The sequence below is a fragment of the Friedmanniella luteola genome, from assembly GCF_900105065.1.
Taxonomy (GTDB): domain Bacteria; phylum Actinomycetota; class Actinomycetes; order Propionibacteriales; family Propionibacteriaceae; genus Microlunatus; species Microlunatus luteolus.
Window position 1 is genome coordinate 3410603 of record NZ_LT629749.1, and the last position, 12897, is coordinate 3423499.

17 protein-coding genes and 1 tRNA gene are annotated in these 12897 nt (G+C 72.7%); 5 read left to right on the plus strand and 13 right to left on the minus strand.

The features are described 5' to 3' along the window. Positions 1–21: 21 nt before the first annotated feature. Complete coding sequence (locus BLT72_RS16075) at positions 22–528, minus strand: DUF4395 domain-containing protein (protein ID WP_091414045.1); 507 nt, start codon at positions 526–528, stop codon at positions 22–24. Positions 529–659: 131 nt separating this feature from the next. On the opposite strand from BLT72_RS16075, the gene BLT72_RS16080 reads away from it, so the two are divergent. The 3 genes from BLT72_RS16080 (at position 660) to BLT72_RS16090 (ending at position 2773) form a co-directional block, all read left to right on the plus strand. After that, the gene (locus BLT72_RS16080; protein ID WP_231930091.1) at positions 660–959 is read left to right on the plus strand and encodes a hypothetical protein; all 300 of its coding nucleotides are present in this window, start codon (positions 660–662) and stop codon (positions 957–959) included. A 34-nt stretch (positions 960–993) separates the two neighbouring features. Next, entirely contained in the window at positions 994–2046 is a 1053-nt protein-coding gene (locus BLT72_RS16085; RefSeq protein ID WP_197677069.1) for a GNAT family N-acetyltransferase, read from the plus strand. Positions 2047–2107: 61 nt separating this feature from the next. Further along, positions 2108–2773 (plus strand): DedA family protein, encoded by a 666-nt coding sequence (locus BLT72_RS16090; RefSeq protein ID WP_091414046.1) that lies wholly within the window; start codon positions 2108–2110, stop codon positions 2771–2773. Positions 2774–2875: 102 nt separating this feature from the next. Here the strand turns inward: BLT72_RS16090 and BLT72_RS16095 are convergent, their stop codons facing one another. From BLT72_RS16095 to BLT72_RS16115, 5 genes are all read right to left on the minus strand, one after another. Next, positions 2876–3685 (minus strand): carbohydrate ABC transporter permease, encoded by an 810-nt coding sequence (locus BLT72_RS16095; RefSeq protein ID WP_231930657.1) that lies wholly within the window; start codon positions 3683–3685, stop codon positions 2876–2878. Between the two features lie 116 nt (positions 3686–3801). Then, entirely contained in the window at positions 3802–4872 is a 1071-nt protein-coding gene (locus tag BLT72_RS16100) for a carbohydrate ABC transporter permease (protein ID WP_157720530.1), read from the minus strand. A gap of 79 nt (positions 4873–4951) precedes the next feature. Next, positions 4952–6265, minus strand: coding sequence for an ABC transporter substrate-binding protein (locus BLT72_RS16105; RefSeq protein WP_091414047.1), 1314 nt, complete (start codon positions 6263–6265; stop codon positions 4952–4954). Positions 6266–6457: 192 nt separating this feature from the next. Further along, positions 6458–6754 carry a GroES family chaperonin gene (locus BLT72_RS16110; RefSeq protein ID WP_091414048.1) on the minus strand — a complete coding sequence of 99 codons (297 nt, stop codon included), beginning with the start codon at positions 6752–6754 and terminating at the stop codon, positions 6458–6460. A 48-nt stretch (positions 6755–6802) separates the two neighbouring features. Next, complete coding sequence (locus tag BLT72_RS16115; protein ID WP_157720531.1) at positions 6803–7198, minus strand: DUF3618 domain-containing protein; 396 nt, start codon at positions 7196–7198, stop codon at positions 6803–6805. A gap of 62 nt (positions 7199–7260) precedes the next feature. Here BLT72_RS16115 and bcp point away from each other — a divergent pair, with 62 nt between their 5' ends. Continuing rightward, entirely contained in the window at positions 7261–7740 is a 480-nt protein-coding gene (gene bcp / locus BLT72_RS16120) for a thioredoxin-dependent thiol peroxidase (protein ID WP_091414050.1), read from the plus strand. A gap of 42 nt (positions 7741–7782) precedes the next feature. Here bcp and BLT72_RS16125 read toward each other — a convergent pair. The 7 genes from BLT72_RS16125 to murI all read right to left on the minus strand — a co-directional run bounded on the left by BLT72_RS16125 (position 7783) and on the right by murI (position 12260). Beyond that, positions 7783–7865: transfer RNA gene (locus BLT72_RS16125), tRNA-Leu, on the minus strand. Between the two features lie 12 nt (positions 7866–7877). After that, entirely contained in the window at positions 7878–8381 is a 504-nt protein-coding gene (locus tag BLT72_RS16130; RefSeq protein WP_231930092.1) for a dihydrofolate reductase, read from the minus strand. Positions 8382–8384: 3 nt separating this feature from the next. After that, entirely contained in the window at positions 8385–9206 is an 822-nt protein-coding gene (locus tag BLT72_RS16135) for a thymidylate synthase (RefSeq protein ID WP_091414051.1), read from the minus strand. Then, complete coding sequence (gene rdgB, locus BLT72_RS16140; RefSeq protein WP_091414052.1) at positions 9203–9856, minus strand: RdgB/HAM1 family non-canonical purine NTP pyrophosphatase; 654 nt, start codon at positions 9854–9856, stop codon at positions 9203–9205. The genes BLT72_RS16135 and rdgB overlap by 4 nt, the downstream gene beginning before the upstream one ends. Next, positions 9849–10580 (minus strand): ribonuclease PH, encoded by a 732-nt coding sequence (rph, locus tag BLT72_RS16145; RefSeq protein WP_091414053.1) that lies wholly within the window; start codon positions 10578–10580, stop codon positions 9849–9851. The genes rdgB and rph overlap by 8 nt, the downstream gene beginning before the upstream one ends. Before the next feature lie 44 nt (positions 10581–10624). After that, positions 10625–11422 (minus strand): MBL fold metallo-hydrolase, encoded by a 798-nt coding sequence (locus BLT72_RS16150; RefSeq protein WP_091414054.1) that lies wholly within the window; start codon positions 11420–11422, stop codon positions 10625–10627. 13 nt (positions 11423–11435) lie between these two features. Beyond that, positions 11436–12260: a glutamate racemase gene (murI, locus tag BLT72_RS16155; RefSeq protein ID WP_091414055.1), complete on the minus strand. Its 825-nt coding sequence runs from the start codon at positions 12258–12260 to the stop codon at positions 11436–11438. 33 nt (positions 12261–12293) lie between these two features. On the opposite strand from murI, the gene BLT72_RS16160 reads away from it, so the two are divergent. Further along, entirely contained in the window at positions 12294–12890 is a 597-nt protein-coding gene (locus BLT72_RS16160; protein WP_091414056.1) for a TIGR03086 family metal-binding protein, read from the plus strand. The last annotated feature ends 7 nt before the right edge of the window (positions 12891–12897 follow it).

The following is a 12897-nucleotide window of genomic DNA, read 5'->3' on the forward strand; positions in this document are numbered from 1 at the left end:
GGGCGGTCGGCCGGCTCGGGCTCAGGACCGCCCGGCCGGCTGCCGCCCGTACCGGGCCCCGATGTCCTGGCAGTCGGCGCAGGTCTCCTCGCTGACCCATCCCCAGCGCATCAGCAGCCCGAACACCCAGCAGCCGGCGCAGAAGCCGACGACGGACTCCAGCAGGGCGAAGACCAGCAGGATCACGAGCAGCACGGCCGTCAGGGCGGTGGTCCCGGCGGCCGCCGCCACCACGGCGACGGCCGTCAGGACCAGGCCGATGGCCTGGGCGAAGCGCTTCGGCGGTCCCGGCACCATCCGTGCCGGCCCCAGCCGGGGCGCGACCACCTGGGTGGCCAGCCGGCCGAGCACGCTGAAGCGGGGTCCGGCCAGCACCCGCGCGGCGAAGCCCAGCACGAGCAGCGGCACCAGCCACCACGCCTGGGTCGCGAGCGTCACGGCCGTCAGCAGCGCGACGCCGCCCGCCACCGTCCGGGCGGCCAGCTCGTTGACCGGATGCGGGAACGTCGCCCAGGCAGGTGTCTCCACGTCAGCACCAAGCGCCCCACCGACCGTCCTATTCCCGGCTGTCGCACCCGGGAACGAGCGGCCGGTCACCGGGCGAACCCCGGCCGCTCGGGACGTCGACGCCGCGGCCCGTCCGCTGCCACACTGATCGCGTGGACAGGACGGTTCCGCGGGAGAGCCCGCTGCGCAGCTACCTGACGACCCGGCACGTGATCGCCGCCGTGGCCCTGCTGGCCCTCCTCGCGCTGGCCCCGTTCTTCTTCGCCTCGGGCCTGCTGGCGCCGCTGTGGGCCGTCGTGCTGCTCATCGCCTTCTGGGCCGCCCTGCTGGTCCTCGGCACGGTCTGGTTCCGCGGGCGCCCGTGGTGGGTGGTCCCGCTGCCCGTGGTCGCCGCGCTGGGGTGGTTCGGGGCCATGAGCCTCGGGGAGGCCCTGCTCGGCTGGACGGCCTGAGGGCGGCCCGCGCCCCGGCTGCGAGACTGGTCCGGTGACTGCTCTCGGCGTCCCGCTGGACGCGTCTGCCCTCCCGACGGGCTGGGGCGCGCGTCCCCCCGGGGACGACGACGTCGCCGCACTGGCCCGCCTGCGGGAGGCCACCCGCCGCGGCCCCGACGGCGCACCGGCGACCTCCGCGCCGGCCGACACCTCCACCGTGGAGGCCGTCGTCGTCGGCCCCGCGTCCTGGACCCGCCGCCAGCTGATGGTCACCGACCCGCAGGGGTCGGCCGTCGCCTGGGCCGTGGTGCACGACCGTGCCGCCGGCCGGACCGAGGTCGAGGTGATGGTGCTCCCGGGGACGCCCCACGACGACGAGGTCGCCGCGGCCCTGTTCGCCTGGGCCGAGACTGCCGGCGTGACGACCGCGATGCTCCGCCGGGTGCCCTCCACCCAGCTCGACTCGGGCACCCGCGCCGACGACGAGCGGCAGCGTCGCTGGCTGGCCCGGGCCGGCTACCGCTGCGTGCGGACCTGGCTGCAGATGAGCCGTCCGGTCGAGCCGGGCGAGGCCGAGCCGGGCGTGCTGCCCGGCCCGCGACCGGGCGTGACCGTCCGCCGCGTCCGCGCCCACGCCAACGGGCTGCCGGTGGCCGAGGACCTGCACCTGGTGCACCAGGTGCTCGAGGAGTCCTTCGCCGACCACTTCAACTCCTACCGCGAGGGCTTCGCCGAGTTCGTCGTGCGGCTGCAGGAGGACCCCTGGCACCGGTGGGACCACTGGTGGATCGCGCTGGTGGAGGTGGACGGCGTCGAGCAGGCGGGCGGGGCGCTGATCAGCTCGGTGCTGCCCCCCGACGCCGGCGGTCGCTACGGCAGCTACGTCGACTACATCGGCGTGCACCGGCGTGCCCGGGGCCGCGGGGTGGCGAAGGCGCTGCTGCACACGGTCATCGCCGACGCCGCACGCCGGGACCGCGACCGGGTGGGACTGGAGGTCGACGCCGACTCCTCGACCGGGGCCGACGGCCTCTACCTCGCCCTGGGCTGGCGCACGAGCTACCGCACGGAGTCCTGGCACCGCTACGTGCAGGTCGAGCGCTGACCCGTCGTGCCGCCGGCCGGTCCTGGACGTCCCCGGCGGTACCGGCGCGTACGGTGTGGGCGTGAACGGGCTCAAGGCGCACCTGGTGCTGGCGCTGTCGGTCCTGATCGGGTCCGCGCTGCCCTTCGTGCCCACCGGTGAGATGGTCAGCGGGGCGGCCGCCTACGCGGCGCACTCCGAGCTCAACATCCTCCTGATCTTCGTGATCACCTGGGTGTGCTCGGTGCTCGGTGACACGGTGATGCTGCTCGAGGCCCGCTGGGGACGGCGTCGGCTGCAGGCCTGGTTGAGCCGGCACCGCTTCGGCAGCCGGGTCACCGCCGCCCAGGAGGCGCTCACCAGCAACGCGTTCAACGCGGTGGTCACCGGCCGGCTCATCCCCGGGGGCCGCACCCCGGTGATCATCGCGCTCGGCCTGTCCCGATTCCCGGTGCGCCGCTTCATGCTGATGGACATGGTCGCCTGCGCCCTGTGGGCGGGGATCTACTCCACCCTGGGCTCGATCGGCGGCCGCATCGCGAACCACCCCGTGTGGGCGATGGTCGTGGCCATCGCGTTCGCCGTCTCGGTGGGTCTCCTCGTCACCCAGCTGCACCGGCTCTGGGGCTGGCACCGGGACCGGCGCACCGCCCGGCAGGCCGCCCGGCCCCTGCCGACGCCCGAGGGCGAGGAGGGTCCGGACCTCGACCCCGCCCGCAGCGGCGCGCACCCCGTCGAACGGGCGTAGTGATCCGGCTCGCGCCCGAGGACGAGCCGCCCCGGACGCAGAACTGGCGCCGACGCGGGGGTCCGCGTCGGCGCCAGCCTGCTGGTCAGGGTGCGACCGGAGCTACTTGACGCCACCTGCCGTGAGGCCGGCGACGATGCGGCGCTGGAAGATCAGCACCGCGACGAGCAGGGGCACCGTCACGACCACACCGGCGGCCATGATCGTGCCGTAGGGGGTGTCGAAGCCGGTGACGCCGGTGAACTTGCTGATCGCCACCGTGGCGGTCTGCTTGGCCGGGTCGGGCAGGAAGGTCAGCGCGACCAGGAACTCGTTCCAGGCCCCGATGAACACGATGATCGCCGTGGTGAAGACACCCGGCGCCGCGAGCGGCAGGATCACCTTGCGGAAGGCCACACCCGGGGTGCAGCCGTCGACCATGGCTGCCTGCTCGAGCTCGACCGGCAGCTGCTTGAAGAACGCCGTGAGGTTCCACACGGCCAGCGGCAGGCCGAAGCTCAGCCCCGGGATGATCACGGCCTGGTAGGTGTTCACCCAGTACGGGAACCAGGTGAACGGCTCCGTGGAGGAGAACATCTTGAGCAGCGGCGGGATCAGGATGATCAGCGGGAACATCGAGCAGGCCATGATCACCCACAGCACCGCGCCCTTGCCCCGGAACTGCAGGCGGGCGAGCGCGTAGGCCGCGACGATGCCGAACACCAGGGTCAAAATGGTGGTCGTCCCCGACACGATCAACGAGTTGATCAGCGAGCGCCCGAAGTTGTTGCCGCCGGCGAAGACGCCGCCGTAGTTGTCCACCGAGACCGGGTTCGGGATGAACTCGGTGCTACGGCCCTCGGTCGGCAGCCGCAGCGAGGAGACGACCATCCAGTAGAACGGCAGGATGCAGTAGAGGACGATCAGGCCCATGCCGATGTAGCTGGCGACGACCCCGAACCGGGCCTTCCCGCTGGGCTTGGACCGTGCGAGCACGGCGACCTGGTCCGGGGAGGTGTGCTCCGTGGTGGTTCCGACTGCGGTGGCCATCAGTGGTTCCCCCCCATCTGCTGCAGCGCCGGGACGGCGCCGGTCGCGGCGTCCTGGTCGCCCTTCTTCTTCTTGGCCTTCTTCGGCGCGCTGTCACCGATCACGTCGGCCCCCAGGATCTTCACGAAGAGGAAGGCGATGAGGAGGACGTAGACGAACAGCACGATGGCGTAGGCCGCGGCCGGCCCGTACCGGCCCGCGTTGGCTTCCAGGTAGGCGAAGATCGACAGCGTCTCCACCCGGTACTTGCCCGGGCCGATCATGCCGTAGGGCAGGTCGAACATCCGGAGCGTGTCGAGCGTGCGGAACAGCACGGCCACCACGAGGGTCGGCCGCACCATCGGCAGCGTGATCCGGACGAACTGCTGCCACGCGGTCGCGCCGTCGACCTTGGCGGCCTCGTAGACCTCGGCCGGGATCGTCTGCAGGCCCGCCAGGGTCAGCAGACCGATGAACGGCGCCGTCTTCCAGACGTCGGCGATGACCACGGCCCAGAAGGAGGACGCGGAGTCGGCGAGCCAGAGGATCTGCGTGCCGAGGATCCGGTTCGCCACCCCCGCCTCGTCGAAGATCAGCTTCCACATGAGCGCGGACACGATCGTCGGGATGGCCCACGGGACGAGGATGCCCGCGCGGACGATGCCGCGGCCCTTGAACGCCTTGGCCATGATCAGCGCCATCGCGACACCGAGGATCGTCTCGGCGAGCACGGCGACCACGGTGATCAGCGTGGTGTTGAGGAAGGCGTTGATGAAGCGGCCCAGCTGGCCGTAGGACCCGCTGACGGTGTCCTGACCACTGAAGATCGCCGTGAAGTTCTCGAGCCCGGAGAAGCGCTCCCCGCCGGCCACCAGGCCGGTGTTGGGGTCGACCCCGGAGTTGGTCTGGAAGAAGGACTCGCGGATCGACATCAGCACGGGGATCCCCGCGACGACGATGATGACCAGCAGCGTCGGTGCGAGCAGGATCCAGGCCAACCGGCCCTGACCGTCGCTGAGCGCGTTCTTCTTCCGCTTGTGTCCGTCCCCCGGTGCCGAGCGGACGGGTGCTTCCGCGGTTGCGGTTGCCATGCTGCCTACCTCCCCTTGCGAAAGGCGGCGGATCCCGGTGCCGCGCGGAGCGGCACCGGGATCCGTCGGGAACCACTGGTTACTTGACGAGACCCTCGAGCTTGGTCTGCAGCCCGGAGAGGGCGGCAGCGCTGTCGGTCTGGCCCTGCAGGGCGCCGTACGCGGCGTCCTGGATCGCCAGGGTGACGTCGCCGTACTTGACGGCCTTGGGCCGCGGCTTCGCCGTCTCGATCGACTTGAGCAGGATCGGCATGTACGGGTACTTCTTCAGCACGTCGGGGTCGGTGTAGAGCGCGCTCCGCGTCGGCGCCGCCGAGGTGGCGATGACGTTGGACTTCTGCACCTCCGCCGAACCCCAGTACTTGATGAACTCGGCCGCCGTGCCCTTGTTCTCGGCGTTGGCCGCGATGGCGAAGTTGTGACCACCGAGGCTGGAGACGCCGGCACCGGTGACACCCGGGAGCGGGGCCACGTCGAACTTGCCGGCGACCTTGGACGAGCCGTCGGTCTTCTGCGCCAGCGCGTACATGTACGGCCAGTTGCGGTGGAAGATCAGCTCGCCGTCCTGGAACGCCTGGCGTCCCTGCTCCTCCTGCCAGGTGATCGCACCCTTGGGGATGGTGCCGTCGTCGAACATGCCCTTGAGCGCGTCCAGGCCGGCCTTGGCCTCGGGGGTGTTGACGTTCGCCTTGCCCTCGTCGTCGACGACGACGCCACCGGCGCCGTTGACGGCCTCCGCGAAGTTCACCGTCAGGCCCTCGTACTTCTGGTACTGGCCGGCGAAGCAGTTCAGGTTGGCGTCACCCTCGCCGTCCTTGATCGTCTTGCACGCCGTCTTCATCTCGTCGAAGGTGGTCGGCGGCTTCAGGCTGTACTTGTCCAGCAGGTCCTTGCGGTAGTACAGCAGGCCGCCGTCGGAGGACGTCGGGTAGGCGTACAGCTTGTTGAAGTACGTGCCGCTGTCGACCGTGGTGGGGAGGAAGTCGTCGGTCGGGAACTGGTCGGCCGGCAGCGGGATGACGTAGCCGTTGGCCGCGAACTCGGCGGTCCAGACCACGTCCACGCTCAGGACGGCCATCTTGGTGTCCTTGATCTGCGTGTTCTGGATCATCTGCTGGCGCTGCTGGTCAGCGTTGTCCGGCAGCTCGCGCAGGGTCACCTTCTCGTCCGGGTGGTCCTTGTTCCAGGCGGCGATGATGTTCTTGACGTTGCCGGAGGTGTCCTTGCCCTGCCAGTACTCGATGGGGCCCTTCTTGGACAGGTCGACCGCGGGGGCGGACGAGCCGCCGGCAGCAGGGGTGTCGCTGCTGCCACCGCACGCGGCGGCAGCGAGCAGGGCGGTGAGAGATGCAGCGGCGATCAGGACGCGCCGCGCGGGACGAGCGGAAGTCATACAGGCCTCACTTCGTTGTCGAGATGGCGCCCATACGGTGGCACCACGGCGCCAATCTAGATGGTGCACGTCCTAATTCGGCAAGTCCTCGGGTGGAACGTTGCGATTCGTTACCGATCGGCGGGCCGGGGTAACGCTTTCCTGCCGGAGCGGCCACCATGCCCACCCGCGGTCGGGAGGAGGGCGCCCGGGTCAGAGGTACAGACCGGTCTGGCCGTCGGCCCGGCGCTCCTCCGCGACGGCGTGCAGGTCACGCTCGCGGAGCAGGACGTAGTCACGGCCGCGCAGCTCCACCTCGGCGCGGTCCTCGGGGTCGAAGAGCACCCGGTCGCCCACCTTGACCACCCGCACCGAGCTGCCGGCGGCGACCACCTGGCCCCAGGCGAGGCGCCGGCCGATGGCGACGGTGGCGGGGATCAGGATGCCGCCGCCGCTGCGCCGCTCCCCGGCCTCGGCGTCGGTCGACACGAGGACCCGGTCGTGCAGCATCCGCAGCGGCAGGGGCTCCTCCGCCGACGTCTCCGAGGAGGGCAAGGCTCAGCCGCGGCGGCGGCGCACCACGGTGCGCAGCACGACGAGCAGCGTGACCGCACCCGCCACGGCGCCACCGACGATGCCGACCCGCTCGGTGCGCAGGTCGCCGCGGGCGTTGAAGACGAGGCTCTTCGCCTTCTCGATCTCGGTGTGCAGGAAGCGCTTCGCGCCGTCCACCTGGCGCTGCTTCACCCGCTGCGGGTGGACCTGGTCGATCAGGGCCTCGATACCGGCGGCCAGACGGTCGCGGGTGGCCCCCAGGTCGGCTTGGATCTGGTCGGCGTCCCGGTCCGGTCGGCTGCTGGCCACGTGGGTGATCCCCTCGGAGGTGCGGTCACGGACGCGGCGGCTGCCGTGTCCGGGGGCCAGCGTATTGCAGGGGGTCCGGGGGCGCTGCACGCCCCGTTCCGGCGGCCGGCCTCGCGTTCGAGGGCCGGGCGGTCCTTCGCTAAGGTCGAGCCATGACGACCCGACTGTCGGCCGGCGACACCGCACCGGACTTCACCCTCTCCGACGCCGACGGCCGGGACGTGTCCCTGGCGGACTTCGCGGGGCAGCGCGTCATCGTCTACTTCTACCCCGCCGCCATGACCCCGGGCTGCACGACCCAGGCCGTCGACTTCACCGCCGCCATGGACGACCTCAGCGCCGCCGGTCTGCACGTCCTCGGCATCTCCCCCGACGCGCCGGCCCGCCTCGCCGAGTTCCGCGACCAGCAGTCCGTGGTCTTCCCGCTGCTGTCCGACCCCGAGCGCACCACCCTCGGGGCCTACGGCGCCTACGGGGAGAAGCTGCTCTACGGCAAGCTCGTCGAGGGCGTCATCCGCTCGACCTTCGTGGTGGACGTCGACGCCAAGGGCACCGGCACCGTCGCGGTGGCGCAGTACAACGTGCGCGCGGCCGGCCACGTCGCCAAGCTGCGGCGCGAGCTCGGCCTCTGATCCCTCCGCCGGTCGACGCCGGAGGCGGTCGAGGAGTCGGTGTGCCGGAGAAGGGACTCGAACCCTCACGCTCATGGAGCACAGGAACCTAAATCCTGCGTGTCTGCCAGTTCCACCACTCCGGCGCGGGCGGCAGCCTACCCCCGGGCGCGGGTGGACCGGCGCTCGAAGCGGACGAAGGCGTGGCCCTCGTGCTGCTCGCGCGCGGTCTCGGCCCACTCCCCCGCGTCGACCGCCGGGAAGAAGACGTCGCCCGCCGGCTCCGCGTCGACCTCGGTGACCTCGAGCGCGTCCAGCCGCCCCCAGGCCGCCCGGTAGACCTGGCCGCCGCCGGCCACCACCACGAGCTCGCGGTCCAGCTGGAGGGCCCGGTCGAGGGCGGCGTCCACGTCGTCGTGCACCTCCACCCCGGCCGGGGCGAACGACGGGTCCCGGCTGACGACCAGGGTGGTGCGGCCGGGCAGCGGACGGCCGATCGCGTCGTAGGTGAGCCGGCCCATCACCAGCGGGTGGCCGAGCGTCAGCCGCCTGAACCGCGCCTGGTCCCCCGGCACGTGCCAGGGGATGTCGGGGCCGGCGCCGATGACGCCGTTCCGGGCGACGGCGACGACGGCCACCACCTGCGCGCGCTGCTGGTCCACGCCTCAGACCGCGATCGGGGCCTTGATGCCCGGGTGGGGGTCGTAGCCCTCGACGGCCACGTCGGCCATCGTGAAGCCGTCGATGTCGCGGACGTCCGGGTTCAGCACCAGCCGCGGCAGCGGTCGGGGCTCCCGCTCCAGCTGCCGCCGGGCCTGGTCCAGGTGGTTCACGTAGAGGTGCGCGTCGCCGAGCGTGTGGACGAGCTCCCCCACGTCGAGCTCGCAGACCTGGGCGACGAGGTGGGTGAGCAGCGCGTAGGAGGCGATGTTGAAGGGCACGCCGAGGAAGACGTCGGCCGAGCGCTGGTAGAGCTGGCACGACAGCCGGCCGCGGCCGCCCGGCACCCCCGCGGGCGGCGGGGCGACGTAGAACTGGAACAGCGTGTGGCACGGCGGCAGGGCCATGTGGTCCACCTCCGCCACGTTCCAGGCGCTCACCAGGTGCCGGCGGGAGTCCGGGTTCGACCGGAGGGAGCCGATCACGGCCGCCAGCTGGTCGACGTGCCGGCCGTCGGGCGTGGGCCACGAACGCCACTGCGAGCCGTACACCGGGCCCAGCTCACCGTCCTCGTCGGCCCACTCGTCCCAGATGGTCACGCCCTGCTCGTGCAGCCAGCCGATGTTGGTGGAGCCGGAGACGAACCACAGCAGCTCGGCGACCACCGAGCGCACGTGCACCTTCTTGGTGGTGACCAGCGGGAACCCCGCGGACAGGTCGAAGCGCATCTGGTGGCCGAAGGTGCTGAGCGTGCCGGTCCCCGTGCGGTCCCCCTTGGGCACCCCGGTCTCCAGCACGTGCCGCACCAGGTCGAGGTAGGCCTTCACCGCGCCTCCTCCGGGACGGCCGCACCGGTCCGGCGCAGCTCGTCCACCAGCACGGGCACGAGCGCCCGGATGGCCCGGCCCCGGTGGCTGATGGCGTCCTTGGCGGCCGGTTCCAGCTGGGCCGTCGTCCGGTCGTGCCCGTCGGGCACGAACAGGGGGTCGTAGCCGAAGCCGTTCTCGCCCGCCGGTGCGCTGCGGAGGTGACCCGGCATGACGCCCAGCCGGACGTGCTCGGTCCCGTCGGGCAGCACCAGCGCCATCGCACAGACGAACTGGCCGCGCCGCTGCTCGGGTCCCTCGAGGTCGAACAGCTGGCGCAGCAGCAGCGCGTTGTTCGCGGCGTCGGTCGCGTCGGCCCCCGACCAGCGGGCCGACCGGACCCCCGGCATGCCGTTCAGCCGGTCGACGGCGAGGCCCGAGTCGTCGGCCACGGCCGGCAGGCCGGTGGCGGCGACGCAGGCCCGGGCCTTGAGCAGCGCGTTGCCCTCGAAGGTCTGCTCGGTCTCGGCCGGCTCCGGGTAGCCGGGCACGTCGGCCAGGGCCAATACCTCGACGTCCGGCGCCGCCCCCGCCACGATCCGCCGCAGCTCGGTCAGCTTCTTGGCGTTGTTGGTGGCCAGCACGACCTGCGCTCCGGCCGGGCTAGGCAACGGAGGCCTCCAGCGCAGCCCGCTGCAGCCGCGCCAGCTCGGTGCACCCGGCGGTGCCGAGGTCGAGCAGCTCGTCCAGGACGCCGCGGTCGAAGGGTGCGCCCTCGGCCGTGCCCTGCACCTCGATGAAGGTGCCGGCGCCGCTCATCACGATGTTCATGTCGGTGTCGGCGGCGGAGTCCTCGGTGTAGCAGAGGTCCAGCATCGGCGTGCCCCCGACGACCCCGACCGAGACCGCGGCGACGCTGTCCACCAGGGGCTCGCCGGCCAGTGCGTCCCGCCCGCGCAGCCAGGCGACGGCGTCGGCGAGCGCCACGTACGCGCCGGTGATCGAGGCCGTCCGGGTGCCCCCGTCGGCCTGCAGCACGTCGCAGTCGAGCACGATCGTGTTCTCGCCCAGCGCCTTGTAGTCGATGACGGCGCGCAGGCTGCGGCCGATCAGCCGGCTGATCTCGTGCGTCCGGCCGCCGATCCGACCCTTCACCGACTCCCGGTCGTTGCGGGTGTTGGTGGCGCGGGGCAGCATCGCGTACTCACTGGTCACCCAGCCGAGCCCCGAGCCCTTGCGCCAGCGCGGGACGCCCTCGGTGACGCTGGCGGCGACCAGCACGCGGGTCTGGCCGTACTCCACCAGCACGGAGCCCTCGGCCTGGCTGAGCCAGTTGCGGGTGAAGCGCACCTCCCGCAGCTGGTCGAGGTCGCGTCCGTCGGCTCGTGAGGTCATGCCCGCACTCTATTTCGACGCGACGACAGTTCCCGACGCGGCCGTCAGCGTGGCCCGATGGTCCAGGCGGCCCCCGGCGCGGCCAGCGCGACGGGGCCGTCGAAGTGCGGCAGCGCCTCGGCCAGCACCGCGTCGCGGTCGTGCCACGGCGGGATGTGGGTGAGCACCAGGCTGCCGACGCCGGCCCGGTGGGCGGCCTCGGCGGCCTCCCGGCCCGTCAGGTGCAGGTCGGGCGGGTTGCCGGGCACGTCGCGGAACGAGGCCTCGGCCAGCAGCAGGTCCGCCCCGGTGGCCAGCTCGACCAGCGCCTCGCAGGGCCCGGTGTCGCCGCTGAACACCAGGCTGCCGCCGTCGGGCACCTCCTCGGTGACCCGGACGGCGTAGGTCTCGACCGGGTGGACGACCCGTGCGGCGTCGAGGCGGAACGGGCCCACCCGCTGGGTCGGCGCCCAGTCCCGGTGCTGGAAGTGCGCGCCGATGCCGGTCTCCGGGTCGTCCTCGACGGCGTCCTCCCCGGGCACCCGGTAGGCCGCGACCAGCCGCTCCCGGGCACCCGGCGGGGCGAGCAAGGGGATCGAGGGCCAGGGCGCCGACGGTGAGTAGCGGGCGCCCACGTAGAACGCGCAGAGGTCGAGGCAGTGGTCGGTGTGCAGGTGGCTGAGCGCCACGGCGCCCACGTCCCGCGGGTCCAGGTAGCGGTACAGCGCCCCCATCGACCCCGGCCCGAGGTCCAGCACCAGGGCGAAGGTGCCACCCTCGAAGGGGGCACGGACCAGGTAGCTGGACGCCGGGGAGTCCGGGCCGGACACCGATCCGCTGCTGCCCACGACCGTCAGCTCCACGCCGCCTCCTCGCTCATGCGAACTGCTCGACCCCGTTGACGAGACCACCCATCAGCCGGTGCCCGACGCCCTCGAAGGCCGCCGGGTCGCCCGTGGTGAGGAAGCGGTGCGACGCGGCCCGCGGCTGGTCGTGCGTCAGGCCACGCCGCGTCAGCACGGCGTAGACGTCCTTGGCGCACTCGTCGGCGCTCGAGACCAGGGTGACGCCGTCGCCCAGCACGTAGGACAGCACACCGGTGAGCAGCGGGTAGTGGGTGCAGCCCAGGACCAGGGTGTCGATCCGGGCCGCGCGGAGCGGCGCGAGGTACTCCTCGGCGCAGGCGAGCAGCTCCGGCCCGCCGGTCACGCCGGCCTCGACGAACGGGACGAAGCGCGGGCAGGCGACGGTCAGCAGCTCGACCTGCGGGGCGACGGCGAACGCGTCGTCGTAGGCCTCCGACGTCGCGGTCGCCTGGGTGCAGATGACGCCGACCCGGCCGCTGCGGGTGGCCGCCACCGCCCGGCGGGCCGCGGGCAGGATCACCTCGACGACGGGCACCGAGTACCGCTCGCGGGCGTCCCGGAGCACGGCGGCGCTGGCGGAGTTGCAGGCGATGACGAGGGCCTTGACGCCCTGGTCGACGAGGTGGTCGAGGCACTCCAGGGCGAACTCGCGGACGCTGGCGATCGGCTGCTCGCCGTAGGGCGACCGCGCGGTGTCGCCGAGGTAGACGAGGTCCTCGTGCGGCAGCTGGTCGATCACGGCCCGGGCGACGGTCAGCCCCCCGAAGCCGGAGTCGAAGATCCCGACCGGCGCCTCGGTGCCCCGCCCGGCTGCGGGTCCGGCGTCGACGGTCACGGGCGATGAGTCTAGGGGCCGGTCTGACCCCGCATGACCTCACCGCAGACGACCCTGCTGGACCTCCGCGCGCCCGCGGCCGAGATCGCCCGTCTGGCGGCGGACCTGACCGACGACCAGCTCGGGGGCGAGACGCCCTGCCAGATCCGGGTGCACCAGCTGCTGGCCCACGTCCTGGGCCTGTCGGTGGCCTTCGCCGACGCCGCGGCCAAGGTCGACGGCCCGACCACCCGGACCGCACCGTCGCCCGCCGCGCTGCGGCTGCCGGACGCCTGGCGCGAGCAGCTGCCGGCCCGGCTGGACGCGCTGGTCACCGCCTGGCACCAGCCGGAGGCCTGGTCGGGGACGGCCGTGGCCGGCGGCGTCGAGATGCCGGGAGCGGTGCTGGGCCTGGTGGCCAACGACGAGCTGGTCCTGCACGGCTGGGACCTCGCGGTGGCGACCGGGCAGTCCTTCCACGTCGCCCCGGCCAACCTCGAGGCCGCCTGGCAGCTGGTGTCCGGCACCCCCGACGACCCCGCCGCCCGCGACGGCCTCTTCGGCCCCGTCGTCCCGGTCCCCGCCGACGCGCCCCTCCTCGACCGGCTCCTCGGCGGCGCCGGCCGCGACCCGCACTGGCCGGCTGGCTGAGACGGCG

Coding starts and splice junctions, on each gene's coding strand:
- BLT72_RS16095 (WP_231930657.1), bottom strand. CDS start 3,685: ATGGGCCTGATCGTCCTCTACTGCATCCTGCCGTTCTACTGGATGGTC.
- BLT72_RS16100 (WP_157720530.1), bottom strand. CDS start 4,872: ATGGCAACCGCAACCGCGGAAGCACCCGTCCGCTCGGCACCGGGGGAC.
- BLT72_RS16105 (WP_091414047.1), bottom strand. CDS start 6,265: ATGACTTCCGCTCGTCCCGCGCGGCGCGTCCTGATCGCCGCTGCATCT.
- BLT72_RS16110 (WP_091414048.1), bottom strand. CDS start 6,754: ATGCTGCACGACCGGGTCCTCGTGTCGACCGACGCCGAGGCCGGGGAG.
- bcp (WP_091414050.1), top strand. CDS start 7,261: ATGACGACCCGACTGTCGGCCGGCGACACCGCACCGGACTTCACCCTC.
- rph (WP_091414053.1), bottom strand. CDS start 10,580: ATGACCTCACGAGCCGACGGACGCGACCTCGACCAGCTGCGGGAGGTG.
- BLT72_RS16160 (WP_091414056.1), top strand. CDS start 12,294: ATGACCTCACCGCAGACGACCCTGCTGGACCTCCGCGCGCCCGCGGCC.